Source organism: Belnapia sp. (genome assembly GCF_059504005.1).
In genome coordinates, this window is the sequence record NZ_JCACHU010000157.1 from 53,399 (window position 1) to 75,552 (window position 22,154).

General features: G+C 72.3%; 26 protein-coding genes. 15 read left to right on the top strand and 11 right to left on the bottom strand.

Annotation, left to right across the window (positions count from 1 at the left end; translation table 11 throughout):
* Nucleotides 1-22: 22 nt before the first annotated feature.
* Both AC5JJ1_RS23400 and AC5JJ1_RS23405 read left to right on the top strand, forming a co-directional pair.
* Nucleotides 23-439 (top strand): DUF2171 domain-containing protein, encoded by a 417-nt coding sequence (locus AC5JJ1_RS23400; protein ID WP_495787518.1) that lies wholly within the window; start codon nucleotides 23-25, stop codon nucleotides 437-439.
* Nucleotides 440-592: 153 nt separating this feature from the next.
* A complete protein-coding gene (locus AC5JJ1_RS23405; protein WP_495787710.1) occupies nucleotides 593-949 on the top strand; it encodes a vitamin K epoxide reductase family protein in 357 nt (118 codons plus the stop codon).
* Here the strand turns inward: AC5JJ1_RS23405 and epmA are convergent.
* Entirely contained in the window at nucleotides 915-1,934 is a 1,020-nt protein-coding gene (gene epmA, locus AC5JJ1_RS23410) for an EF-P lysine aminoacylase EpmA (RefSeq protein ID WP_495787519.1), read from the bottom strand. The genes AC5JJ1_RS23405 and epmA overlap by 35 nt on opposite strands.
* Before the next feature lie 47 nt (nucleotides 1,935-1,981).
* On the opposite strand from epmA, the gene AC5JJ1_RS23415 reads away from it, so the two are divergent.
* The gene (locus AC5JJ1_RS23415) at nucleotides 1,982-2,962 is read left to right on the top strand and encodes a lysine-2,3-aminomutase-like protein (RefSeq protein WP_495787520.1); all 981 of its coding nucleotides are present in this window, start codon (nucleotides 1,982-1,984) and stop codon (nucleotides 2,960-2,962) included.
* Here the strand turns inward: AC5JJ1_RS23415 and AC5JJ1_RS23420 are convergent.
* On the bottom strand, nucleotides 2,947-3,543 hold the full coding sequence (locus tag AC5JJ1_RS23420; RefSeq protein ID WP_495787521.1) for a hypothetical protein: 597 nt from the start codon (nucleotides 3,541-3,543) through the stop codon (nucleotides 2,947-2,949). The two genes, AC5JJ1_RS23415 and AC5JJ1_RS23420, sit on opposite strands and share 16 nt — an antisense overlap.
* A 279-nt stretch (nucleotides 3,544-3,822) precedes the next feature.
* Between AC5JJ1_RS23420 and efp the strand changes: the two genes are divergently transcribed.
* The 5 genes from efp to AC5JJ1_RS23445 are packed head-to-tail and all read left to right on the top strand — an operon-like array spanning nucleotide 3,823 to nucleotide 8,659.
* Complete coding sequence (gene efp / locus AC5JJ1_RS23425; RefSeq protein ID WP_495787522.1) at nucleotides 3,823-4,392, top strand: elongation factor P; 570 nt, start codon at nucleotides 3,823-3,825, stop codon at nucleotides 4,390-4,392.
* Between the two features lie 15 nt (nucleotides 4,393-4,407).
* A complete protein-coding gene (locus AC5JJ1_RS23430; RefSeq protein WP_495787523.1) occupies nucleotides 4,408-5,262 on the top strand; it encodes an inositol monophosphatase family protein in 855 nt (284 codons plus the stop codon).
* 46 nt (nucleotides 5,263-5,308) lie between these two features.
* On the top strand, nucleotides 5,309-5,839 hold the full coding sequence (locus AC5JJ1_RS23435) for an OmpA family protein (RefSeq protein WP_495787524.1): 531 nt from the start codon (nucleotides 5,309-5,311) through the stop codon (nucleotides 5,837-5,839).
* A gap of 4 nt (nucleotides 5,840-5,843) precedes the next feature.
* A complete protein-coding gene (locus AC5JJ1_RS23440) occupies nucleotides 5,844-6,992 on the top strand; it encodes a flagellar motor protein MotA (RefSeq protein WP_495787525.1) in 1,149 nt (382 codons plus the stop codon).
* Nucleotides 6,993-7,000: 8 nt separating this feature from the next.
* Nucleotides 7,001-8,659: a peptidoglycan -binding protein gene (locus tag AC5JJ1_RS23445; protein WP_495787526.1), complete on the top strand. Its 1,659-nt coding sequence runs from the start codon at nucleotides 7,001-7,003 to the stop codon at nucleotides 8,657-8,659.
* Nucleotides 8,660-8,759: 100 nt separating this feature from the next.
* Here AC5JJ1_RS23445 and AC5JJ1_RS23450 read toward each other — a convergent pair whose 3' ends face one another.
* A complete protein-coding gene (locus AC5JJ1_RS23450; RefSeq protein WP_495787527.1) occupies nucleotides 8,760-9,476 on the bottom strand; it encodes a response regulator transcription factor in 717 nt (238 codons plus the stop codon).
* 225 nt (nucleotides 9,477-9,701) lie between these two features.
* The gene (locus AC5JJ1_RS23455) at nucleotides 9,702-10,034 is read right to left on the bottom strand and encodes a DUF1491 family protein (protein ID WP_495787528.1); all 333 of its coding nucleotides are present in this window, start codon (nucleotides 10,032-10,034) and stop codon (nucleotides 9,702-9,704) included.
* A gap of 119 nt (nucleotides 10,035-10,153) precedes the next feature.
* Between AC5JJ1_RS23455 and AC5JJ1_RS23460 the strand changes: the two genes are divergently transcribed.
* Nucleotides 10,154-10,348 carry a hypothetical protein gene (locus AC5JJ1_RS23460; RefSeq protein WP_495787529.1) on the top strand — a complete coding sequence of 65 codons (195 nt, stop codon included), beginning with the start codon at nucleotides 10,154-10,156 and terminating at the stop codon, nucleotides 10,346-10,348.
* On the opposite strand, the gene AC5JJ1_RS23465 is transcribed toward AC5JJ1_RS23460, so the two are convergent.
* The gene (locus tag AC5JJ1_RS23465) at nucleotides 10,345-10,884 is read right to left on the bottom strand and encodes a cytochrome b (protein ID WP_495787530.1); all 540 of its coding nucleotides are present in this window, start codon (nucleotides 10,882-10,884) and stop codon (nucleotides 10,345-10,347) included. The genes AC5JJ1_RS23460 and AC5JJ1_RS23465 overlap by 4 nt on opposite strands.
* 102 nt (nucleotides 10,885-10,986) lie before the next feature.
* Here AC5JJ1_RS23465 and AC5JJ1_RS23470 point away from each other — a divergent pair, with 102 nt between their 5' ends.
* Nucleotides 10,987-11,835, top strand: coding sequence for a hypothetical protein (locus AC5JJ1_RS23470; protein WP_495787531.1), 849 nt, complete (start codon nucleotides 10,987-10,989; stop codon nucleotides 11,833-11,835).
* On the opposite strand, the gene AC5JJ1_RS23475 is transcribed toward AC5JJ1_RS23470, so the two are convergent.
* Genes AC5JJ1_RS23475 through AC5JJ1_RS23495 form a run of 5 tightly spaced genes read right to left on the bottom strand, consistent with a single transcriptional unit; the run spans nucleotide 11,825 to nucleotide 16,592 of the window.
* Complete coding sequence (locus AC5JJ1_RS23475) at nucleotides 11,825-12,661, bottom strand: VOC family protein (protein WP_495787532.1); 837 nt, start codon at nucleotides 12,659-12,661, stop codon at nucleotides 11,825-11,827. The two genes, AC5JJ1_RS23470 and AC5JJ1_RS23475, sit on opposite strands and share 11 nt — an antisense overlap.
* A gap of 1 nt (nucleotide 12,662) precedes the next feature.
* Nucleotides 12,663-13,649 carry a ketopantoate reductase family protein gene (locus AC5JJ1_RS23480; protein WP_495787533.1) on the bottom strand — a complete coding sequence of 329 codons (987 nt, stop codon included), beginning with the start codon at nucleotides 13,647-13,649 and terminating at the stop codon, nucleotides 12,663-12,665.
* A complete protein-coding gene (locus tag AC5JJ1_RS23485; protein WP_495787534.1) occupies nucleotides 13,646-14,638 on the bottom strand; it encodes a ketopantoate reductase family protein in 993 nt (330 codons plus the stop codon). The genes AC5JJ1_RS23480 and AC5JJ1_RS23485 overlap by 4 nt, the downstream gene beginning before the upstream one ends.
* Complete coding sequence (locus tag AC5JJ1_RS23490; protein WP_495787535.1) at nucleotides 14,635-15,408, bottom strand: creatininase family protein; 774 nt, start codon at nucleotides 15,406-15,408, stop codon at nucleotides 14,635-14,637. The genes AC5JJ1_RS23485 and AC5JJ1_RS23490 overlap by 4 nt, the downstream gene beginning before the upstream one ends.
* Nucleotides 15,405-16,592, bottom strand: coding sequence for a M20 metallopeptidase family protein (locus tag AC5JJ1_RS23495; protein ID WP_495787536.1), 1,188 nt, complete (start codon nucleotides 16,590-16,592; stop codon nucleotides 15,405-15,407). Before AC5JJ1_RS23495 ends, AC5JJ1_RS23490 begins: the two co-directional genes overlap by 4 nt.
* Before the next feature lie 172 nt (nucleotides 16,593-16,764).
* On the opposite strand from AC5JJ1_RS23495, the gene AC5JJ1_RS23500 reads away from it, so the two are divergent.
* The 5 genes from AC5JJ1_RS23500 (at nucleotide 16,765) to hmuQ (ending at nucleotide 21,194) form a co-directional block, all read left to right on the top strand.
* Nucleotides 16,765-17,736, top strand: a complete 972-nt coding sequence (locus AC5JJ1_RS23500; protein ID WP_495787537.1) for a Bug family tripartite tricarboxylate transporter substrate binding protein — start codon at nucleotides 16,765-16,767, stop codon at nucleotides 17,734-17,736.
* Between the two features lie 132 nt (nucleotides 17,737-17,868).
* Nucleotides 17,869-18,474: a hypothetical protein gene (locus AC5JJ1_RS23505; RefSeq protein ID WP_495787538.1), complete on the top strand. Its 606-nt coding sequence runs from the start codon at nucleotides 17,869-17,871 to the stop codon at nucleotides 18,472-18,474.
* Between the two features lie 31 nt (nucleotides 18,475-18,505).
* Nucleotides 18,506-20,005, top strand: a complete 1,500-nt coding sequence (locus AC5JJ1_RS23510; protein ID WP_495787539.1) for a tripartite tricarboxylate transporter permease — start codon at nucleotides 18,506-18,508, stop codon at nucleotides 20,003-20,005.
* A gap of 106 nt (nucleotides 20,006-20,111) precedes the next feature.
* The gene (locus AC5JJ1_RS23515; protein ID WP_495787540.1) at nucleotides 20,112-20,870 is read left to right on the top strand and encodes an SDR family NAD(P)-dependent oxidoreductase; all 759 of its coding nucleotides are present in this window, start codon (nucleotides 20,112-20,114) and stop codon (nucleotides 20,868-20,870) included.
* A 9-nt stretch (nucleotides 20,871-20,879) separates the two neighbouring features.
* A complete protein-coding gene (gene hmuQ, locus AC5JJ1_RS23520; protein ID WP_495787541.1) occupies nucleotides 20,880-21,194 on the top strand; it encodes a heme-degrading protein HmuQ in 315 nt (104 codons plus the stop codon).
* On the opposite strand, the gene AC5JJ1_RS23525 is transcribed toward hmuQ, so the two are convergent.
* A complete protein-coding gene (locus AC5JJ1_RS23525; protein ID WP_495787542.1) occupies nucleotides 21,191-22,141 on the bottom strand; it encodes a S1C family serine protease in 951 nt (316 codons plus the stop codon). The genes hmuQ and AC5JJ1_RS23525 overlap by 4 nt on opposite strands.
* Between the last annotated feature and the right edge of the window lie 13 nt (nucleotides 22,142-22,154).

A 22,154-nucleotide genomic window follows, 5' to 3' on the forward strand; every position in this document is an offset into this window, starting at 1 on the left:
GCAAGATGGCAGGAGGATATCCATGGCGAATGCGGCAGACCTCGCCGGGGGCGAGATCCCGGACCACACCCCGGTCATCGGCAGCGATGGGCGGAATGTCGGCACGGTGGACGGCATCGCAGGCGAGTACATCAAGCTGACGCGGGCCGAGGCGGGACAGCATCGCTTCCTGCCGCGCAAGCTGGTAGCGAGCCTCGAGGGCGGGCTGGTGCGGCTGTCGCTGCCGGCGGCGCAGGCGGCGGAGGCCATGGTCAACGAGGCGGAGCTGGCGCAGCGCATGGCGCTCGATCCGGATGCCGGTGCGAGTTTCGGACAGCCGGACGATAGCGGGCCGCATGGCAGCCGGGCCCAGGCGCATGGGCCGAAGGGCACGCCCGACCGGTTGAAGGGCGGCCACCGCCCGGAGGCGGATGGCGGCGTCAACACGCACAAGAGGTAGCGCCATGGCCCTTCCTCCTCGCCTCCTGTCGCGCGAGCTGCGGCTCGGCTAGGGGCCCGAGCTGCGGCGGCGCCGCCGAACCCTCGGCCCGTCGCTGCTGGGGACGCTGGCCGCGTAGATCGTTACCCTGTTCCAGATGGGGGCATCCGGCGGCTGCCGGACCCGCCGGGGCCCTTCGATTCAAGCCGGGTCGATGCCTCCGACTACGGCTACAGCCGGCTGCAGACGCCGGACGGGGCGCTGATGCTGGTCACCTATGGCGTCACCGCGGCGCTCGCCGCCGCCGGCGGGCGGGACCGGGCGGGGGAGATGCCCGCCCTGCCGCTGACCCTGGCCGCCAAGACGGGCTGGGATTCGCTCACCGCGCTGAAGCTCGGCCAGGAGGAATGGGCGGAGAACCGGGCGCTCTGCGCCTATTGCCAGGTGGTGACCTTCGCCTCGCTGGCGAGCTTCGCCCTCTCCCTGCCGGAGGCGGTCAGGGCAGCGCGGGTAGCCACAGCACGTCGCTGATTCGCCGGGCACCGCAGGCCAGCATCGCCAGCCGGTCGAAGCCGAGGGCGATGCCGCTGCCCTCCGGCATGCCCTGCTCCAGCGCCGCGAGGAAATCCTCGTCGATGTCCCAGGCCTCGCCGGGGTGCTGGGCGCGGCGGGCCTCGGTATCGGCGATGAAGCGGGCACGCTGTTCCACCGGGTCGGTCAGCTCGTCGAAGGCATTGGCGAGCTCGATCCCGGCGACGAAGAGCTCGAAGCGCAGCGCGGCGCGCGGGTCGGCGGGATCGCGGCGGGCGAGCGCGGCCTGGGGCGCAGGCCAATGGGTGAGGAAGGTGGCTTGGCCGCGGCCGAGCCGTGGCTCGACCCGCTCCAGCAGCAGGCGGAAGAAGAGGTCCTCCCACTCCTCCCCTGGCCGCGGCGGGTTGCCGATGGCGCGGGCGGCGGCGCCGAGAGCTTCGGCATCGCCCTCCGTCGCCAGGATGTCGAGGCCGCCGCACCAGCGCTCGAAGGCCTCGGCCATGGTGATGCGCTCGAAGGGCAGCGTCAGGTCGGTCTCAACCCCCTCGTGGCTGACGCGGGGCGGGCAGGTGGCGCGGATGAGCTCCTCCGCCTGATCCATCATCCCGGTGAGGCCGAGGCCGGGGGCGTACCATTCGAGCATCGTGAATTCGGGGGCATGGCGCGGGCTCGCCTCGCCATTGCGCCAGACCCGGGCCAGCTCGAAGACCGGGCCGGCGCCGGCGACGAGCAGACGCTTCAACGCCAGCTCGGGCGAGGTGCGCAGCCAAAGGGTCCGCCGCGTGCCGACGCCGAGATGCGGGACATATTCGCTGCGGAAGGCCTGGAGATGCACCTCCATCCCCGGCACGGGCACCAAGCAGGGGGTCTCCACCTCGGTGAAGCCGCGGGCGGTGAAGAAGTCGCGGGTCGCAGCCGTCAGCACAGCGCGGCGGCGGAGGAAGGGCAGCCGGTTGGCGAGGCTTTCCGGGAGCCAGGGCGGCAAGGGGGGCATTGCCGCGGAGCATGCCAGGGATTAGGTCCCACCGCATCATGTCCGCCCGAACCCTCCGTAGCGCCGCCGATCTCGCCGATGCTGGGCTCCTGCCCGACGCCTCGGTGGAGGCCGTGGCGCGGGTCGGCGAGCGCTACAGCATCGCGGTCACGCCGGCGGTCGCCAAGCTGATCGACCGGGCCGACCCCGCGGACCCGGTCGCGCGGCAATACATCCCCGACCCGAGCGAACTGTTGACGGCGCCGCATGAGCTGGAGGATCCGACGGCGGATGCGCCCTTCACCCCGGTCAAGGGCGTGGTGCACCGCTACCCGGACCGGGCGCTGCTGAAGCCGCTGCTCGCCTGCCCGGTCTATTGCCGCTTCTGCTTCCGCCGCGAGGCGGTGGGCGCCGATGGCGGGGTGCTGGGCGAGGCCGTGCTGGAGGCGGCGCTCGGCTGGTTCGCACGGACGCCCGCGGTCCGGGAGGCGATCCTCACCGGGGGCGACCCGCTGATGCTCTCGCCGCGGCGGCTTGGCGCCATCCTCGGGCGGCTGGCGGCGATGCCGCATATCGAGCTGCTGCGGATCCACAGCCGCGTGCCGGTGGCGGCGCCCGACCTCGTGACTGCGACGCTGGCTGAGGCGCTGGGGGCGATCGGGACGCCGCTCTATCTCTGCGTGCATGCCAACCACGCGCGGGAATTCTCGCCGGCCGCCATTGCGGCGCTCGCGCGGCTGCAGCGGGCAGGCGTCGTCCTGCTTGGGCAGAGCGTGCTGCTGCGTGGGGTCAACGACAGCGCCGAGGCGCTGGAGGGCCTGTTCCGCGCCATGTTGCGGGCACGGATCAAGCCCTATTACCTCCACCAGCTGGACCCGGCGCCGGGCACGGCCCGCTTCGCCGTGCCGGTGGAAGAGGGCCGCGCGCTGCTCAGGGCGCTGCGCGGGCGGATCAGCGGCCTCGCCTGGCCGACCTATGTGCAGGAACGGCCAGGCGGCGCCGGGAAGGTGCCGCTCGGGCCGGCCTATGAAGGCGCCTGATCGCGCGGGATCGGCTGCGCCTCGACCTGGCGGCTGACGGCGGGCGGGGCTGCGGGCTCCTGCTGCAGCAGCGGCGCCTGCGGAGCGGAGCTCAGCCGCGCCTCGGCCGGCGGCACCAGCCAGCCCGCGGCATAGGGCCCGCGGATCACGACGAGCGCAAGGATGGCCAGCAGGAAGAGCACGCCGAAGGGGAAGCCGTTGCCGATCGTCAGCAGCATGTTGATGATGCCGGCGCCGAGCAGGATGACGAGCAGCACGGCGGCGCGCTGCGGCTCGCTCAGCCCGTCATACCAGAGGTTCCAGCGATAGATGCTGTCGGCGCCCTCGATGCGCATCTGCGCCCGGCCGGGCTGCTCGGGATGCGCCTGGATCCATCCCATGGCATGCGGCAGGCGGACCGCCGCAATGGCGACGATGGCGAGCAGGACGAGCAAGGCGAAGGGGAAGCCGATCTCGACCGTCAGCCACATGTTGATGGCGCCGATGAGCACGACGGCGCCCACCACGACGTTGAACCGCAAGTCCTCGGGCGCCTGGTCATACAGGCGGTTCCAGTGCTGCAGGCGTTCGGCATAGCTCATCGATCTTCCCCTCCGGGTTGGTCTCGGGTTGTGCGCTCTCCGGTCTCGGTACGGCCGCGGCCCAAGGCCGGGCGGCACGCTATCGCTTGCGCCGGCGTGATAAAAGCAAGGCGGCCGGCCGGCGGATCACATGGCCTTGACGGTCCGCCGCGCCAAGGGCGGAACGGCGGGCGAGGTTGCCAGGACCGGGCTTGCCGGCTAAACCCCGGCCGGTCAGCGCGCCGGCCCCGTCGGCGCGCCGCTGCTCATTCCGCCCTTTCAGACGTCAGGTCCCGCCCCATGGCAAAGATGCAAGCCAACCAGATGCGTGCCGGCATGGTCATCGAGTTCGAAGGCCAGCGCTACACCATCCTCAAGCAGAACATCATGATCCCGGGCAAGGGCAACGCGATCATCCAGGTCGACATGCGCAACATCAAGACCGGCGCGAAGAAGGACCAGCGCTGGCGCACCGCCGACACCGTCGAGCGGCTGATGACCGAGGACAAGGACTTCACCTATTCCTACGCCGAGGGCGACACGCTGATCCTCATGGACCCCGAGACCTATGAGCAGACCTCGGTGCCGAAGGACATCCTCGGCGACCGGCTGCCCTTCCTGGTCGAGAACATGACCGTCGGCGTGCGGCTGATCGAGGGCGAGCCGGTGGCGATGACGCTGCCGCCGCAGGTGGTGCTCGAGGTGGTCGAAGCCGACCCGGTGGTGAAGGGGCAGACCGCCGCCTCGTCCTACAAGCCGGCCATGCTGTCGAACGGCGTGAAGACTATGGTGCCGCCCTTCGTCACCACCGGCGAGAAGATCGTGGTGAGCACCGAGGACGCCTCCTATGTGGAGCGGGCCAAGGGCTGAGGAAGGACATCCGCCTTGGCCTCCCCTGCCCGGCTCTCCCCCGCGCTCAACGTCGTCGTCTCCGCCGTGCAGAAGGCCGGGCGCCGGCTGCTGCGCGACTTCGCCGAGGTCGAGCAGCTCCAGGTCTCGGCCAAGGGGCCGGGCGACTTCGTCTCCCAGGCCGACATGCGGGCGGAGCAGTCGCTCCGCCAGGACCTCGGCCGGGCGCGGCCCAATTTCGCCTTCCTCATGGAGGAGAGCGGCACCCACGGCTCGGATGACTGGGAGTGGCGCTGGGTGGTCGACCCGCTCGACGGCACCAGCAACTTCCTGCACGGCATCCCGCATTGGTCGATCAGCGTCGGCATCGAGAAGCGCCTGGAGGACGGGCGGAGCGAGCTTGTCGCCGGCGTCGTCTACAACCCGGCTGCCAACGAGATGTTTTGGGCGGAGCGGGGCGTCGGCGCCTTCCTGAACGACCGGCGGCTGCGCGTCTCCGGGCGGAAGGACATGCGCGAGGCGCTGTTCGCCACCGGCATCCCCTTCGCCGCCGCGCCGCGGCGGGCGGAGTTCACGCATACCCTCGCCCGGCTGATGCCGCATGTCGCCGGCATCCGGCGCTTCGGCGCGGCCTCGCTCGACCTCGCCTGGGTCGCGGCCGGCCGCTATGACGGCTTCTGGGAGCTGAACCTCAAGCGGTGGGACATCGCGGCCGGCCTCGTCCTGGTGCGGGAGGCCGGCGGCTTCGTCACCGACCCGCAGGGCGGCGAGGCCTATTACGCCGAGGGCAATGTCGTCGCCGGCAACCAGGCGCTGCAGGGCAAGCTGCGCGAGGTGGTGGCGGAGGGCATCGCCGCCGCCGAGGCAGGCCGCCAGCGTCAGTCCGGCTGACGGCCGTGCATGGACCTCGGCATGGCCCATGCCCTAACTTGGTGAAGTGACGCGCTTCGCCCTCGTCTTCTGGCTGCTGGCCAGCCTGCCTCCGGCCGCGGCCCAGCCGACCGAGGCGGAGGAGATCATGCCTGCCCTGCCCGCCGCGGTGCCGCCGCGCCCGGCCGAGCTCGGCGGGCCTCAGGCGCCTCCTGCCCCGTCCACGGGCGGGCCCGTCCTGCGCGGCCTGCCGGCCGGGCTGGAGGCGCTGCCGGATGGCGGGGCACGGCTGCGCTTCACCGCCGGGGCCGAGGCCTTGCCGCAGGGGGCCGAGGGAAGCCTCGCCGATCTCGGGCGGCGGATCGCGGCCGGCCCGGCCGGCCGGGTGACGGTGACGGCCCAGGCCTCGGCCTCCGCCTCCGACATCTCCGCGGCCCGGCGGCTCAGCCTCGCGCGGGCGATCGCGGTGAAGCAGGCGCTCGCGGCCGGCGGGCTGGCACCGACGCGGATCGACCTCCGCCCCATGGGCCGGACCGGCGAGGCGCTCGATGCCGTCGACATCCAGCCGCCCGAACCGCCGCCGGCGCGACGAGGTTAAGCCGATGACCCCCCCGCTCCGCTTCCTCTGGCGCATGTTGGTCTTCCTCGCGGTGGTGCTCGGCGTCGGGCTGTTGCTGGCGCCGCAGCTCGCCACCGCCTTTGCGGCGAACCCGCTGCTGAACGGGCTGATCCTCGGCGTGCTGGCGATCGGCATCGCCTGGAACCTGCGCCAGGTGCTGGTGCTGAAGCCGGAGGTCGCCTGGCTCGAGCATTTCCGCGCGCCGAGGCTCGGGGCGCCTGCCCAGCCGGCGCCGCGGCTGCTCGGGCCGATGGCGAGCATGTTCTCGGCCCGGCGGTCGGAGCGGCTGTCGCTCTCCGCCCCCGCCATGCGGAGCGTGCTGGACGGCATCGCCTCCCGCCTCGACGAGACGCGGGAGCTGTCGCGCTACATGACCGGGCTGCTAATCTTCCTCGGCCTACTCGGCACCTTCTGGGGGCTGCTGCTCACCATCGGGTCGGTCTCCGAGGTGATCGGGGGGATGTCGGTCGGGTCGGGCGACCTGAACCAGCTCTTCAACCAGCTCAAGACCGGGCTGGCGCAGCCGCTGCGGGGCATGGGGACGGCCTTCTCCTCCTCGATGCTGGGCCTCGCGGGGGCGCTGGTGCTCGGCTTCCTCGACCTGACGGCGGGGCAGGCGCAGAACCGCTTCTATAACGAGCTGGAGGAATGGCTGGCGGGCATCACCCGCCTCTCCTCCGGCGTGCTCGGCGATGCGGGCGGCGAGGCGATGGGCAGCGTGCCGGCCTATGTGCAGGCGCTGCTGGAGCAGACGGCGGAGAATCTCGAGGGGCTCCAGCGCATCCTGGCGCGCGGCGAGGAGGGCCGGGCGCAGACCGGCCAGGCGATGCTGACGCTGACCGAGCGGCTGACCGCGCTGACCGACCAGATGCGGGCGAGCCAGACGCTCATGCTGCGCGTCGCCGAGCAGCAGGCGCAGCTCGCCCCGGTGCTGGCGCGGCTGGCGGATGCGCAGGCGCAGCCTCAGGTCGACGAGGTGCTGCGCGGGCATCTGCGCAACGCCGACCTCCATCTCGCCCGGCTGGTGGAGGAGGTGGCCCAGGGACGGCAGCAGGCGACCAACGAAATCCGCAGCGAAATCAAACTTGTGGCGCGCACGATTGCAGCGCTTTCTGAGGACCAGTCACGGTAATGGCAGCCATGGGCGGCCGGCGCCGGGCACGGGGAGGCGGCGGGCTCGAGGCCTGGCCCGGCTATGTGGATGCGCTCTCGACGCTCCTCATGGTGCTCATCTTCGTCCTCCTGGTCTTCGTCCTGGCGCAGGGCTTCCTTTCCGTCGCCCTCTCCTCGCGCGACCGGGCGCTCGACCGGCTGAACCGCCAGGTGGCGGAGCTGGCCGAGCTGCTGTCGCTGGAACGCGGCCAGACCAGCGAGCTGCGCAGCGCCCTCACCCGCACCGCAGAGGAGCTGCGCGGCGCTGCGGCGGCGCGGGATGCGCTGCAGGTTCAGCTGCGCGACCTGCGCGAGGAACGGGAGCGGCTCTCCGGCGAGCGCGATGCGGCCCGGGGCGAGCGGGACGAGCTGACGGCCCGCCTCGCCGATCAGGAGCTCACCAGCCGCGGAGCGCCGGAGCGCATCGCCGCGCTGGAGCGGCAGCTGGCGGATGCCCTACAGCGGGCCGAGGCGACGGGCGGCGATGCGGCGCTGACCGTCGGCCGGCTGACCGAGGCGACGCGCGCGCTTGCCGCCGAGCGCACGGCGCGGCAGCAGCAGGAGACGCGCGCCGCCGATCTCGACCGGCAGCTCGGTGAGGCGCGGGGCGCCGCGGAGACGGCGCGGCAAGAGCTCGCCGGGCTGAGGCGGCAACTGCAGGAGGCGCAGGGGCAGCTGACGGAGGCCCAGCGCCAGCTTGCCGCCATGCAGCAGGCCATGGCGGCGCTCGACCGGCAGGTGTCGGCGGACCGCGCCACCATCGAGGCGCGGCTCTCCGATGTCGCCCGGCTCAACGAGCAGGTGCGGGCGCTGACCGCGCTGCGCGACCAGCTGGAGCGCCAGGCCCAGGAGGCAGCGCGGCGCGCGGGCGAGGAGGCGCAGCGCCGCACCACCGCCGAGGCCACGGCCGGGAGCGAGCAGGAGCGGCGCCTCGCCGCCGAGCGGGCGGCGGCGGCCGAGGCGGACCGGCGCCAGGCGGCCGAGCGGGTGGCGGGCGAACAGACCCGGCTCGCCGAAAGCGCGCGGGCGCAGGTGGCGCTGCTCGGGCGGCAGATCGAGGAGCTGCGCGGCCAGCTCGCCCGGATCGCGGCGGCGCTCGATGCCGCCGAGGGCGCGGGGCGGGACAAGGATGCGCAGATCAGCGCCCTCGGCACCCGGCTGAATGCGGCGCTCGCCGCGCGGGTGGAGGAGCTTCAGCGCTACCGGAGCGATTTCTTCGGCCGGCTGCGCGACGTGCTGGGGGATCGGCCGGATGTGCGCATCGTCGGCGACCGCTTCGTCTTCCAGTCGGAGGTGTTGTTCCCGCCCGGCAGCGCCGACCTCTCACCGGCCGGGCAACAGCAGATCCGCGCGATCGCGCGGGTGCTGCAGGACCTGGCGGCCAGGATTCCGGCGGATGTGAACTGGCTGCTGCGGGTCGACGGCCATGCCGACCGGACGCCCATCCGCAGCCCGCGCTATGCCAGCAACTGGGAGCTGTCGGCATCCCGGGCGATCGCGGTCGCGCAGCTGCTGATCGCCGAAGGGTTGCCGTCGAGCCGTGTGGCGGCGACGGCCTTCGGCGACAACCAGCCGCTCGATCCCGGCGACGCGCCGGAGGCGCTGGCGCGCAACCGGCGGATCGAGCTGCGGCTGACGGACCGCTAGACCCGCCTCCTTTCGCCATGGCGCATGGAGATCGCGCTGGCCTGGTGTTCAGGAGAGCAGACCGGCCCGGCAGGGCGGCTCTCCTTGACCGGAGCCTGCCCTAAGCCGGCGGGTTGCCGGCCACCGGGTCCAGCTTGTAGCCGCCGGCCTCGGTCAGCAGCAGGCGGGTGTGGGAGGGGTCGGGCTCGACCTTCTGGCGCAGGCGGTAGATGTGGGTCTCCAGCGTGTGCGTCGTCACAGCGCTGTTGTAGCCCCAGACCTCGTTCAGCAGGATCTGCCGCGGCACGGGCTTGCCGCCGGCGCGGTAGAGGAATTTCAGGATCGCGCTTTCCTTGTCGGTCAGCCGGATCTTGCGGTTGCGGGCTGGCTCCATCAGCAGCTTGGCGCTCGGGCGGAAGAGATAGGGCCCGATGGTAAAGACGGCATCCTCGCTGTTGTCGAAGACCCGAAGCTGGGCGCGGACGCGGGCCAGCAGCTCCGGCAGGCGGAAGGGCTTGGCGATGTAGTCGTTCGCCCCGGCATCGAGGCCGCGGATGATGTCCGCCTCGGCATCCGCGCCGGTCAGCATGATGATCGGCATCTGCCGCCCCTCGCGGCGGAGCTTGGCGCAGAAGTCGCGGCCATCGGCATCGGGCAGCCCGATATCGAGCAGAATCGCGTCGTAGCGGGCATTGGCATCGGCGAGCTTGGCCTCCGCCTCGCCCGCGCTCTCGGCCTCGTCCGCGGCGAAGTCGCCATCCAGGGCAAGCTGCTCGACCAGGGTGGAACGCAAGGCGGCATCGTCCTCGACAATCAGGATGGGGCGGGGCGTCGCCATGGGACCTCCGGTAAAAGACATCGGCAGATCGCTGCGTCAGACGTGGACGGCGACCAAGCCTCGACGATTGAAACCAGAAAGCGAAACAACGCACCTCACGGATGCGTCTAATAGGCTACACGTTATTGCGATATAGGTTCGACCTCGGGCGCTTTCCAGGCCGCCATGACGGCCGACGCAGGAAATCCGACCTGCAAGGCGCTGGATCTGAAGGAAATATCACCGCTAGAGAAGTTTGCCCTCGAAAGGTGGAACCAGGTCCGGTGCCTCGAACTCAACAACCCATAAATCCGGGTCGCGTTTCACTTGCCGTTCGACATAAGCATCGGCCACCGCCTCCCCGACCGGGGTGGGCCCGGTCCCGCGCAGCCAGGCGGGCTGGCCTTCCGCGTCGCGGACCTGGCTGAGCACGACCAGCCCCTCGCGCCCGCGCAGCACGCAGAGGATGCCGCCCGAATCCGGATCCCCCTTGCGCAGGATGGCGCCGCTGCGGCCGCCGATATCCGCGAGCCGCAGCGCCATCGAGACCCAGATGCCGGCCTTCACGCGCGCTTCCATCCGGCGCATAGGCCGGGAGTCGGGCGCATCCGGCAAGCCCCTGCTTGCCGACCGGCGCCGTCTCCGTCACATCTCGGCCTTCAAGGCCAGTGTGGGGTTGGACCGTGGACCAGCGGAAAATGACCGAGGGCCAGCGCGCCTATGAGGCGAAGCGGGCGGCAAAGGCGGGGCTGAGCCTCGACAGGTGGCTGGCGCTGAAGGCGAAGGAAGCCGAGGCGGAACGCGCCGCCGCCAAGGCCGTCGAGGCAGCGGAACCCGTCAAGAAATCCGGTTTTTTCAGTCGCTTGCTGGAGCGGGCTCAGAAGCCGCTCTAGGCCGGGCCACCCACCATCCGCTGCAGGATGCCGTCACGCCTGATGGCCTGGTGGAAGACCACCCCGCCGATATGGAGGACGAGCAGCGCCAGGATCGCATAGCCGCCGATGGTATGGGCCGTCTGCACCGCGCCGGCGAGCACCTCGTTCGTTTCCATGAATTTCGGCAGGTCGATGAAGCCGAGATAGGCGGTGTCGCCGCGTAGCGGGAAGCCCCAGGCATTGGTGGCGACGAAGCCGAGGACGGGCTGGAGGATCAGCAGGGCGTAGAGCATGTGGTGCACCCCCGCCGCTGCCTGCCGCAGCGGCCGAGGCACCCGATCCGGCAGCGGCGGCGGCGGATAGCGGAAGCGCCAGGCCAGCCGGACCAGGACGACCCCCAGGATCGTCAAACCTGCTGATTCATGAACGCTGTAAAAGGGGATCTTCGCATCATCCTTAATGTACTTGATGACGAAGCCGACCGGCCAGGCGAGGGCCAGCAAGGCGACGGTGATCCAGTGGAACCACTTCGAACCGGTGCTGTACTCCTGCATGACCGAGCCTCCCCCGGCGTGGTCGCTGCCCATGCGGATTGGAGCATCGACCCGCGCAAGCGGTGGATATCAGTGGCCGAGCGCGGAGGGGAAGGCTGGCGCATGGCGGCGCCGCGGCCGGTCGGGGCGCTGGAGGGGCTGGTCGAGGGCCTGATCGGCCAGGGCCGGATGGTGGCGCTGGGGCTCGACCTGCCGCTCGGCCTGCCGCGGGCCTATGCGGCGGAGCGGGCGGAGGCCGGCTTTCCCGATTTCCTGCGCGGGCTGGGGGCAAGGCCGCAGTTCTTCGAGGTGAGCGCGGGGCTCGAGACGGTCTCGCCCGACCGGCCCTTCTACCCGGCGCGGGGCGTGAAGGGGATGACGCGGGCGGCGCATGCGGCGGCGCTCGGCTTCGCGGGGCCGGAAGGGCTGTCGCGCTGGTGCGACCGGGCGACGGCGGAGCGGCCGGCGGGGGCGCCGCTCTTCTGGACGCTCGGGGCCAACCAGTCGGGCAAGGCGGCGATCGGCGCCTGGCGGGACTGGCTGGTCCCCGCGCTGGCGGCGGGGGCGCCGATCCGGCTCTGGCCCTTCGAAGGCGGGCTGCGGGACCTGCTGGCGCCGGGGCGGGCGGTGCTGGCCGAGGTCTATCCGGCGGAAGCGCTCCGCCATTGCGGGCTCCGGCTCGCCGGCAGCAAGCGGGCGCAAGGCCCGAGGCGAGCCCTGGCCCCGGCCCTGCTCGCCGCGCTGGCCGCACGGCGGGTGTCGCCGGCGCCGGCGCTCAAGGCCGCCATCGCCGACGGGTTCGGGACGGATGCGGCGGGGGAGGATCGCTTCGACTCGGTGATCGGCCTGCTCGGGCTGATCGGCGTGCTGGACGGAGCGCGGCCGGACTTCATCCCCGACGATCCGTGGATCCGGCGCTGGGAGGGCTGGGTGCTGGGGCAGACGGCGCTGCCCCGCGCGCTCACGCCATGAGGTCGAGCGTGGTGTTCGTCGCCTCGCGGGCTGGGATGCGGAGCAGGCCGGGAGCCTCGCCGAAGGGCACGCCGTTGATGCGGAGCGCCGCGGCCGTCTCCGCCACGGAGCGGACCCGGAGGCCGAGCAGCACCATGCGGTCGCCGCGGCCCGCCGGGTTGGGCGCGGCCTCGCCGAGTTCAGCGGCGACAGCGGCATGCGGGGCGGCCTCCACCACTGCCTCGCCGGCGAGGAGGATGGCGCGGCCATCCGGCCCCTCGGTCACCGCAGCGGTGCCGAACATCCGCTGGAAGAGCGCCGCCTGCCGCTCCGGGTCGCGCACGGAGAGCAGGATGCGGGCGACGCCGAGCGCGCCATTGGGATGCGACTGCCATTCCGGACGCCAGACATGCTCCGGCGTCAGGTGCTCGCACCAATAAAGCCGGCCGTCGAAAGCGGCGGCACGGTCGAGGCGCGCGGTCCTGAAGCGCGCCTCGCCGCTGGTGCCATCCGGCAGGTCGACGGGGCGGTGGAAGGCCTGGGCGGGACCGACCGGGATGCCACGGGCCTGCTGGGCCGTGGCAAGGGCCTCCGCATCGCCGGTGCGGAAGACAAGGCCGTTCAGCCCGACCGGATAGGGCGCGATGTCGGGGCGGAGCGCGCCGCCCGGCAGGTCGGTGCCGAGCAGTTCGAGATAGTCGCGGCCGAGGACCGCCAGGTGGTTGGCGGAGCCGAGGCTGTGCCGGCCCATCGGCGTCAGCTGGAAGCCGAGGCGGCGCCAGGCCTCGGCGCCTTCGGGCATGCGGTCGCGGACATCGATGACGACGTGGTCGATGAAGTTGTCCATCTCACCCCTCCCGGCGGTAGAGGCCGGCGGCTTCGGCGGCCTGGGCGGCGAGCGCCACGATCAGCTCCAGCATTGGCGCCGGCACGCCGCGCTCCCGCGCTAGGCGGAGCGGCACCTGGAAGAGCGCATCCACCTCCATCGGCCGCCCTGCCTCGAGGTCCTGGAGGATGGAGGGCTTGTGTGGGATGTCGGCCGAAAGGTTGATCCGCTCCTCCGCCGCGCCGCCGACCGGGCGGCCCATGGCGGCGGCGATGGCGAGGCCCTCCTTCACCACCGCGACCGCCGCGGCGCGGATGGCGGGGTCGCAGAAGGTCTCCTGCATGTTGCGGCGGCTGAGGATGCAGAAGGGGCCGTTGGAGAGGTTGTTGAGCAGCTTGGCCCAGACATCGGTGCGGATGTCCGCGGCGACGCTGCAGGGCAGGCCGCCCTGCTTGAAGGCGCCCGCGAGCGCCATGACGCGGGCGCTGCGGCTGCCGTCCGGCTCGCCGAGGATCAGCTTGCTGGAGCGGCTGGTGACCTCGATCACTCCAGGCTCCGGCACGGAACAGGCGGAGTAGACCACGCCGCCGATCGCCCGCGCCGGGCCGATGGCGTTCCAGACGACGTCGCCCGGATCGACCTCCGGGATGCGCTGTCCCTCCTCCGCCCCGCCATGATGGCCGAAGTACCACCAGGGGATGCCGTTGGTGACGAAGGCGACCGGCGTCTCCGGCCCGAGCAGCGGGGCGATGGCGCGGGCGACGCCCGGCAGGGCCGGGACCTTGGTGCAGACCACCACGGCATCCTGCGGGCCGAGCTCGGCCGGGTCGGCGCTGGCGCGCGGGCGGCACTCGATCGCGCCATCGGCCAGGCGGACGGCGAGGCCGCGCTCGCGGATGGCGGCGAGCTGGGCGCCGCGGGCGACGACCGAGACCTCGGCCCCGCCCTGGGCCAGCCGCCCAGCAAGGTGGCCGCCGATGGCACCGGGCCCGTAGATGCAGATCCTCATGCAGCCTCCTCGGCGGGGGTGTAGAGCCCGGCGGCGATGGCGGCGCGGGTCGCCAGCGCCACCATCAGGGCGAGGGTCGGCACGGCGACGCCGGCCTCGCGGGCAATCCGCAGCGGGGCGCGGAGCATCGCCTCCACCTCCATCATCCGCCCGGCCTCGAGGTCCTGCAGGATGGAGGGCTTATGGCGCAGCCTGGCCGAGCGGGCGACGCGGGCGGCTGGCGCATCGCCGGGGATGGGCCAGCCCTCGGCGGCGGCGATGGCGGTGACCTCCTCAGCCATGCGGATCGCCGTCTCCCGCGCCTCGGGGCTTTGCAGCGTGTCCTGCATGCAGGAGCGCGTCAGGATGCAGAGCGGGCCGCTGACCAAATTGCCGAGCAGCTTCTGCCAGACCGCCTGGCGGATGTCCGGCACCACCGGCGAGGGCAGGCCGCCGGCGGCGATGGCGGCGGCGAGGACCTGGGCACGCGGGCTGATGCGGCCATCGACCTCGCCGAGGATGACCCGGCCGTCGCTGGTCTCGACCTCGACCACGCCCGGGGCGGTCACCTCGCAGGCGGAGTAGACGACGCCGCCGATGGTGCGCGGGATGCCGATCGCCCGGCGCAGCGCGCCGTCCGGGTCGAGCGCGGGCAGCGGCTGGCCGTCGCGGGCGGTAGCGTCGTTGTACCACCAGGGGATGCCGTTCATGACGAAGGCGACCGGCGTCTCAGGCCCCAGCAGCGGGGCGATGGCGGCGGCGACGCTCGGCAGGGCGGGGGCCTTGGTGGTGACGATCACCGCATCCTGCGGGCCGAGCGCGGCCGGCTCGGCGCTGGCGCGCGGGCGGCAATGCAGCGTGCCGTCCGGGGCGTGGACGGTGAGGCCCCGCTCCCGGATCGCCGCGAGGTTGGCGCCGCGGGCCACGACCGAGACCTCGGCGCCGCCCTTGGCCAGGCGGGCGGCGACATGGCCGCCGATGGCGCCGGCGCCGAAGACGCAGACCTTCATGCCGTGGCCCCGCGGAGGGCGGCGATGGCGGCGATGCCGGCCTCGACGAGGCGTGCGGCGAGCCGGGCGCCGTGTTCCGGGTTGCCGGGGCGGCTGTCGGCGCAGGCGACGCCGCCGGGGGCGACCTCCTCCACCTCGATCGGCACGGCGACTTCGACGCCGGCGAGGCGGATGGCGCCGAAGCTGGCGATGGGCTGGCCAAGGAGGCTGCCGGCCGGCTCGCGGGCGCGGGCGCGCTCGGGGCGACAGAGATCGGGGCGAAGATGGAGGGCGACGGACCAGACCGGGTCGCCGCCATGGCCGAGGCTCGCCGGGCTGCCGCCGAGCTCAGCATGGAGCGCCCCCGCGATGCGCCAGAGATGCAGCGCCGGGACCACCACGCCCTGCCGTCGACGGAGACTGCGGGCGGCGGCATCGACCGGGGCGATGGAGCCGGCATGGCCGTTGAGGATGAGGATGCGCCGGCATCCCGTGCGGATCAGGTTGCCGCAGACCTCCTCCACCACCGCCTGGAGCAGGCCTGGGGTGAGGACGATGCCGCCGGGGACCATGCCGAAATAGTCCTCGCCGCCGAAGGGGATGCTGGGCAGGACGAGCGAGTCGGTGCCGGCGGCGATGCGGTCGGCCAGCGCCTCGGCGAGGAGGTAGTCGCCCATCGGCGCCTGCGGGCCATGCGTCTCGAGGCTGCCCATGGGCAGGATCGCGCAGGCCCCCTGCCCCAGCCGCCCGGCGACCTCGGGTGCCGCCAGCTCGGCGATGCGGTTGCTCATGCGAGCATGTCGAGCGCGATGCGGGTCAGCGCCTGCGCGCCGAGGCCGATGCAGCGCTCATCGGGCTGGTAGCGGTCATTGTGCAGGTGGTCGTGCCGGCCGGGCGCGCCGCTGCCGATGCGGAGCTGGAAGGCGGGCACCCGCTCGGCGAATTCGGCGAAATCCTCGGCGCCCATGCTCGGGCGGCCCTCCACCACCGCCTCGCCGAACTGGCGGCGGACGGCAGCGATGGCGGGGTCGAGCACGCTGTCGGCATTGACGAGCGGCGGCACGCCGCGCCGGTAGCTGAGCGTGCAGGTGACGCGGTGCATCGCCTCCAGCCCGGCGGCGAGGCGCTTCAGCCCGGCCTCGGCGGCATCGCGCGCCGCATGGTGCAGCGTGCGGACGGTGCCGCGGAGCTCCACCGTCTCCGGGATGATGTTGGGCGCGGTGCCGCCATGGATCATGCCGATGGTGACGACGCCGGGCATCAGCGGGTCGAGCTCGCGGCTGATCACGGTCTGCGCCCCGGCGATGAAGGCGCCGGCGGCCACGATCGGGTCGACCGCCTGGTCCGGATGCGCGGCATGGCCCGACTTGCCACGGATCACGAGGTCGAAGCGGTCCGCGGCCGCCAGCGTCGAGCCGCGGCAATAGCCGAACTGGCCGACGGGCATGTCCGGCTGGTTGTGGAAGCCGAGCGCCATGTCGACGCCCTCGAGCACGCCGTCCCTGACCATCTCCGCCGCGCCGCCGAGCGCCTCCTCGGCGGGCTGGAACACCAGCACGACGCGTCCGGCGAGCTGCGGGGCCATGTCCTTCAGGACCTCGGCGGCGCCGAGCAGCGTCGTCGTGTGGATGTCGTGGCCGCAGGCATGCATCTTGCCCTTGACCGTGCTGGCGAAGGGCAGGCCGGTCATCTCATAAATCGGCAGCGCGTCCATGTCGGCGCGGATGGCGAGCGTTGGACCGGGGCGGCCGCCCTCGATCACGCCGACCACGCCGGTGCGGCCGACGCCCGTCCGGTGCGGGATGCCCAGGCGGGCGAGCTCGGCCGCGACGATGCCCGCGGTGCGCACCTCCTCGAAGGCGAGCTCGGGATGGGCGTGGATGTCGCGGCGGATCTCGATGAGCCGCGGCTCCAGGGCCAACACCGCCTCCCGGATCGCGGTCTCGGGGTCGTTCGGGCGGGGCGAAGCGGCCATGGCGACGGGTCCTGCTGATGGAAACGTGACGCGGGAGCTTTAAGGCAAAGCGAGCCTCCCGCAAGCCGCCGGGGCGCAAATTTGCCGCGTCGCAGCAGGGGATGGCTGGCTTGCCGTCCATCATCCCGTCATGCGATACGCCACCCAATCCAAAGGGAGGAGGACGCCCGGGATGCTGCCGCGCCGAGCCTGGCTCGCCGGCGGCGCCGCCATCGCGGCGCTGCCCGCGATCGCGCGTGCCGAGGCCGCCTGGCCGGCGCAGCCGATCCACCTCGTCGTGCCCGTCGCTCCGGGCGGGACCACCGACCTCGCCGCGCGGCTGGTGGGCCAGGGGCTCGGCGCCCGGCTCGGCCAGCCCGTCATCGTCGAGAACAAGCCGGGCGCGGGATCGACGCTGGGCGCGGCGATGGTGGCGCAGGCGGCACCGAGCGGGCTGACCCTCGTCGTGTCCAACATCGCAAGCCATGGCATCGCGCCCACGCTTTACGGCGACCTGCGCTACGATCCGCTGCGCGACTTCACCCATGTCGCGCTGCTGATCGAGACGCCCTCGGTCTTCGTCGCCAACCCGCGCTTCCCGCCGCGCGACCTCGACGCCCTGGTACGGCTGTCGCGGGAGCGGCCGCAGGGGGTCGACATCGCTTCCTCCGGCTCAGGCTCCTTCAACCATCTCCTCATCGTGCAATTCGGCCAGGCGACGGGGGCGCGGGTGAACTATGTGCCCTATCGCGGCGCCGGGCCGGCCATGACGGATGTCATCGCCGACGTGGTGCCGATGATGTCGGACAGCCTGCCGAGCGCCTCCGGCCATCTCCGCGCAGGCGCGGTGGGTGGCCTGGCCGCGGCATCGGCGGCGCGCCACCTGGCCGTCCCGGCGGTGCCCACCTTCCGCGAGCAGGGCGTCGACCTCGTCAGCAACTCCTGGTTCGGCGTCTCCGGCCCGGCCGGGATGCCGCCGGCGGTGACCGGGCGGCTCAACCGGGAGATCAATGCCGTGCTAGCCGAGCCGGCCACGCAGCAGCGCTTCGCCAAGCTGGGCGGGCTGGTCCGCCCGCTCTCGCCCGCAGCCTACGCGGAGTTCATCGCCGGTGAGGTGGTGCGATGGGCGCCGGTGGTGCAGGCATCGGGCGCGAGAGTGGAGTAGCCTCGAAGGCTTGGGGATTCGGCAGGGCCCCGGCTTGACCCGAGGCGCTCCATCGGGTTGTCGTTCCACAACTGCCGCCAAGGACATGCCGGGGGCAAGCTCCGGCAGGCCGGGAGCCGAGAAAGGTAGAGCATGAAGATCAATGCCAAGGATGTCGCCTCGGGCGTTTTGCTCGTCCTGATCGCTGCCGTCGGGCTCTGGCTCAATGGCGACCACTCCCTTGGCAGCGCCCGCCGCATGGGGCCCGGCTACATGCCCATGCTGGTGTTCTGGGCCCAGATCGGGCTCGGCAGCATCGTCCTGGCGCTGGCTTTCTTCAACGGCCCGGACCCGCTGGAGAAATGGACCGGGCTCGACGCGTCGATGCTGGCGATGGCGGTCATCGTCGGCACCGTCGTCGGGCTGGTGGCGCCCTATTTCGGCAGCTTCTTCGAGAGTTCCTATGCCGCGCTCGGCCTCGGGATGCTGGTGGGCTTCCTGGTCCTGAGCTACGCGGCCGGCTGGCGGCTGCTTGCCTTCATCTGCGCCGCCATGTGCGCCTTCTGCCTGCTGCTGGAGAAGGGCGGGCTGATGCTGGCGCTGGCGGCGACCATCGGCATCGCCTGCCTGGCCGAGCCGGAGCACCGCACGCGGCCGCTCGGCGTGCTCGGCATCACCGTCTTCCTGCTGGCGCTGTGCTGGTGGATCTTCATCAAGCAGCTCGACATCCGCGTGGCCGTCTGGCCGCTGCAGTACTGACCAGAGGCAAGGATAGGGACACGCAACGGTCATGGACATCCTTGGCAACCTGGCGCACGGCTTCAGCGTCGCGCTCAGCTTCAACAACCTGCTCTTCGCGCTGATCGGCGCTCTCATCGGCACCGCCATCGGCGTGCTGCCGGGCATCGGGCCGGTCGCCACCATCTCGCTGCTGCTGCCGATCACCTTCGGCCAGCCGGCCACCACCGCCATCATCATGCTGGCCGGCATCTACTACGGCGCCCAGTATGGCGGGTCGACCACTGCCATCCTGCTCAACCTGCCAGGCGAGATCAGCTCGGTCGTCACGACGCTCGAGGGCTACAAGATGGCCCGGAACGGCCGGGCGGGCGCGGCGCTGGCGACATCCGCCCTCGCCTCCTTCTTCGCCGGCACGGTCGCAACCATCGTCGTCGCCGGGTCGGGGCCGCTGCTGACCTCGGTGGCGCTGTCCTTCGGGCCGGCGGACTACTTCTCGCTCATGCTGCTCGGCCTCATCATCTCGGCCGTCCTGGCGCAGGGCTCGGTCATTAAGTCGATCGGCATGGTGGTGTTCGGCGTGGCCCTCGGCCTGGTCGGCACCGACGTGCAGACCGGGCAGCAGCGCTTCACCTTCGGCATCCCCGAATTGTCGGACGGCATTAGCTTCGTCGCCCTGGCGATGGGCATGTTCGGCATCGCCGAGATCATCCTCAACCTGGAGCGGCCAGAGGCCCGCAGCGTCCTCAAGACCGAGGTCGGCAGCCTTTGGCTGACGCGGGAGGAATTCCGCCGGGCGACGCCGTCCACGCTCCGCGGCACGCTGGTCGGGACCGTGCTCGGCATCCTGCCGGGCGGCGGCGCCGCGCTGTCCTCCTTCGGCTCCTACATGATGGAGCGCAAGGTCTCGAAGCACCGGAACCTCTTCGGCACCGGCGCCATCGAGGGCGTCGCCGGGCCCGAGGCCGCCAACAACGCGGCGGCCCAGACCAGCTTCATCCCGCTCCTCACGCTCGGCATCCCGGCGAATGCGGTCATGGCGCTGATGGTCGGCGCCCTGATCATCCAGGGCATCCAGCCCGGCCCCCGGATGGTGGAGGCCCAGCCCGACCTGTTCTGGGGCCTCATCGCCTCCATGTGGATCGGCAATGTCATGCTGCTGGTCATCAACCTGCCGATGATCGGCATGTGGGTGAAGCTGCTGCAGGTTCCCTACAAGTTCCTCTACCCGGCGATCCTGGTGTTCTGCTGCATCGGCGCCTACAGCGTGAACAACAACGTCTTCGACGTGTACTCCACCGTCGTCTTCGCGGTATTCGGCTACATGTGCAACAAGCTGAAGCTGGAGCCGGCGCCGATGCTGATCGGCTTCGTGCTCGGGCCGATGATGGAGGAGCATCTGCGGCGGGCCATGCTGCTGTCCCGCGGCGACGTCATGGTGTTCCTCGAGCGCCCGATCAGCGCCAGCATGCTGGCGATCGGGGCCATCGCCCTGGCCGCCATGCTCCTGCCGAACCTGCGGAAGGGCAAGGAAGCCGCGCTCAGCGGCTGAGTCCCGAAGCCCGCCCTGGCATGGAGGCCGCCCCGGGAGGCCGGGGCGGCCTTTCCTTTTGCCGGGCCTGGCCCCAGGCTGGCGCCGGCAACCGAAGGGGGCGCGGATGGATCTCCAACTGGCCGGGCGGGTCGCGCTCGTCACCGGCGCCTCGGCGGGGCTCGGGCGCTGCATCGCGGCGATGCTGGCGCGGGAGGGCTGCCGCCTCGCCATCCTGGCCCGCCGCCGGGCGCTGCTGGAGGACCTCGCCGCCGAGATGCCGGCAACGGCCGAACCGCTCGTCCTCGTCGAGGACGTGACCGACCCGGCGGCGGCGCCCCGCATCCGCGACGCAGTGCTCGGGCGGTTCGGGCGCTGCGAGATCCTGGTCAACAATGCGGGCGGCAGCCGGCCGCAGCCGCCGGGGGAATTTGGCGAGGAGGCGGTCTGGCAGGAGGCGATGGAGCTCAACTTCCATGCCGCCCGGCGCATCACCCATGCGCTGGTGCCGGCCATGCAGGCGGCCGGGTTCGGCCGGATCATCAACCTGACCGGGCAGGACGAGCCGCACAACGTCAACCCGGCCAATGCGCCGAATGGGGCGGTCCATATCTGGGCCAAGGCGCTGTCGCGCCAGGTCGGGCGGGACGGGATCACCGTCAACTCCATCCCGCCCGGACGCATCCACTCCGAGCAGATCGACTTCCGGGTGATGCCGACCGAGGAAGCGCGGCGCGCCTGGACGGAGCGGGAGGTGCCGGCCGGCTATATCGGCCAGCCGGAGGATCTTGCGGTGCTTGCGGTGTTCCTCGCCTCGCCGCTGGCGCGCTACATCACCGGTCAGGTCATCCATGTGGATGGCGGCACGAGGCGCTTCAGCCATTAGGGGAACAGGATGTTCATTGCGATGAACCGCTTCCGCGTCATGACCGGCGCTGAGGCGGAGTTCGAGGAGCTTTGGCTCTCGCGCGATTCGAAGCTCAGCACGGTGCCGGGCTTCGTCGAATTCCAGCTGCTGCGCGGGCCGCAGAAGGAGGACCACACCCTCTACGCCTCGCACACCGTCTGGGCGAGCCGCGAGGCCTTCGAGGGCTGGACCCGGTCGGAGGCGTTCCGCATGGCGCATCGCAGCGCCGGCGGAACGCGGCCCCTCTATGTCGGCCATCCCGAATTCGAGGGCTTCGAGCCGATCCAGACCCTGAAGGGCTAGGCGCCGCGCTCGCCCGGCACCAGGCGAAGGCGGCGGGGGTCGCCGCGGCGGAGGACCAGCAGCTCCACCGGCTCGCCGACGCGCTCCGCGGTGAGCCAGCGCAGCAGGGCATCGACGCCGGTCACCGGCCGGTCGCCGATGCGGAGGATGAGGTCGCCCGCCTCCAGCCCGGCGCGGGCGGCGGGACCCTCGGGTTGGACGGCGGTGACGAGCACCCCGCTCTCCTGCACCAGGCCGGCGGCGCGGGCGAGGCGGCGGGGGACGGCCTCGCGCTGGCCGGTCAGGCCGAGGCCGGCGCGGCGGACGCGGCCGAACCGCACCAGCTCCCCGAGCACCAGCTGCGCGGTGTTGGAGGCGACCGCGAAGCAAAGGCCCTGCGCGCCGGCGATGATCGCCGTGTTGATGCCGATCACCCGGCCGGTACTGTCGACCAGGGCGCCGCCCGAGTTGCCGGGATTCAGCGCCGCATCGGTCTGCACCAGATCCTCGATCGGCCGGCCGCCGCGGCCGGCGAGGCTGCGGCCGAGGGCGCTCACCACCCCGGCCGTGACCGTCGAGGAGAAGCCGAGCGGGTTGCCGATGGCGATCGCCAGCTGGCCCACGCGAAGCGCCGCCGAGTCGCCGAGCTCGGCGACGGCGAGCGCCGCCGGGGCCTCGGCGCGGAGCAGCGCGAGGTCGGTGTCGCGGTCGGCGCCGAGCAGGCGGGCGGGCATGGGGCGGCCCTCGGCGGCCGTCACCTGCAGCGCCTCGGCCCCGGCGACGACGTGGGCATTGGTCAGCACCAGCCCGTCGGGCGAGACGGCGACGCCGGAGCCCGCCCCCTGCCCCCGCCGGCCCCGCACCGCGACATGCAGCACGGCGGGGCCGGCGCGCTCGACCGCCGCCGTGACGGCGCGGGAATAGGCATCGAGCAGCGGGGCATCCTGGGGCAGCATCGTGTCGGGCATGGCCCTGGCGAGA

Excerpts from the sequence above, each read along its gene's own strand:
- AC5JJ1_RS23400 (WP_495787518.1), top strand. The coding sequence starts at position 23 with ATGGCGAATGCGGCAGACCTCGCCGGGGGCGAGATCCCGGACCACACC.
- AC5JJ1_RS23415 (WP_495787520.1), top strand. The coding sequence starts at position 1,982 with ATGTCCGCCCGAACCCTCCGTAGCGCCGCCGATCTCGCCGATGCTGGG.
- AC5JJ1_RS23420 (WP_495787521.1), bottom strand. The coding sequence starts at position 3,543 with ATGAGCTATGCCGAACGCCTGCAGCACTGGAACCGCCTGTATGACCAG.
- efp (WP_495787522.1), top strand. The coding sequence starts at position 3,823 with ATGGCAAAGATGCAAGCCAACCAGATGCGTGCCGGCATGGTCATCGAG.
- AC5JJ1_RS23440 (WP_495787525.1), top strand. The coding sequence starts at position 5,844 with ATGACCCCCCCGCTCCGCTTCCTCTGGCGCATGTTGGTCTTCCTCGCG.
- AC5JJ1_RS23445 (WP_495787526.1), top strand. The coding sequence starts at position 7,001 with ATGGGCGGCCGGCGCCGGGCACGGGGAGGCGGCGGGCTCGAGGCCTGG.
- AC5JJ1_RS23450 (WP_495787527.1), bottom strand. The coding sequence starts at position 9,476 with ATGGCGACGCCCCGCCCCATCCTGATTGTCGAGGACGATGCCGCCTTG.
- AC5JJ1_RS23455 (WP_495787528.1), bottom strand. The coding sequence starts at position 10,034 with ATGGAAGCGCGCGTGAAGGCCGGCATCTGGGTCTCGATGGCGCTGCGG.
- AC5JJ1_RS23460 (WP_495787529.1), top strand. The coding sequence starts at position 10,154 with ATGACCGAGGGCCAGCGCGCCTATGAGGCGAAGCGGGCGGCAAAGGCG.
- AC5JJ1_RS23465 (WP_495787530.1), bottom strand. The coding sequence starts at position 10,884 with ATGCAGGAGTACAGCACCGGTTCGAAGTGGTTCCACTGGATCACCGTC.
- AC5JJ1_RS23470 (WP_495787531.1), top strand. The coding sequence starts at position 10,987 with ATGGCGGCGCCGCGGCCGGTCGGGGCGCTGGAGGGGCTGGTCGAGGGC.
- AC5JJ1_RS23475 (WP_495787532.1), bottom strand. The coding sequence starts at position 12,661 with ATGGACAACTTCATCGACCACGTCGTCATCGATGTCCGCGACCGCATG.
- AC5JJ1_RS23480 (WP_495787533.1), bottom strand. The coding sequence starts at position 13,649 with ATGAGGATCTGCATCTACGGGCCCGGTGCCATCGGCGGCCACCTTGCT.
- AC5JJ1_RS23485 (WP_495787534.1), bottom strand. The coding sequence starts at position 14,638 with ATGAAGGTCTGCGTCTTCGGCGCCGGCGCCATCGGCGGCCATGTCGCC.
- AC5JJ1_RS23490 (WP_495787535.1), bottom strand. The coding sequence starts at position 15,408 with ATGAGCAACCGCATCGCCGAGCTGGCGGCACCCGAGGTCGCCGGGCGG.
- AC5JJ1_RS23495 (WP_495787536.1), bottom strand. The coding sequence starts at position 16,592 with ATGGCCGCTTCGCCCCGCCCGAACGACCCCGAGACCGCGATCCGGGAG.
- AC5JJ1_RS23500 (WP_495787537.1), top strand. The coding sequence starts at position 16,765 with ATGCTGCCGCGCCGAGCCTGGCTCGCCGGCGGCGCCGCCATCGCGGCG.
- AC5JJ1_RS23505 (WP_495787538.1), top strand. The coding sequence starts at position 17,869 with ATGAAGATCAATGCCAAGGATGTCGCCTCGGGCGTTTTGCTCGTCCTG.
- AC5JJ1_RS23510 (WP_495787539.1), top strand. The coding sequence starts at position 18,506 with ATGGACATCCTTGGCAACCTGGCGCACGGCTTCAGCGTCGCGCTCAGC.
- AC5JJ1_RS23515 (WP_495787540.1), top strand. The coding sequence starts at position 20,112 with ATGGATCTCCAACTGGCCGGGCGGGTCGCGCTCGTCACCGGCGCCTCG.
- hmuQ (WP_495787541.1), top strand. The coding sequence starts at position 20,880 with ATGTTCATTGCGATGAACCGCTTCCGCGTCATGACCGGCGCTGAGGCG.
- AC5JJ1_RS23525 (WP_495787542.1), bottom strand. The coding sequence starts at position 22,141 with ATGCCCGACACGATGCTGCCCCAGGATGCCCCGCTGCTCGATGCCTAT.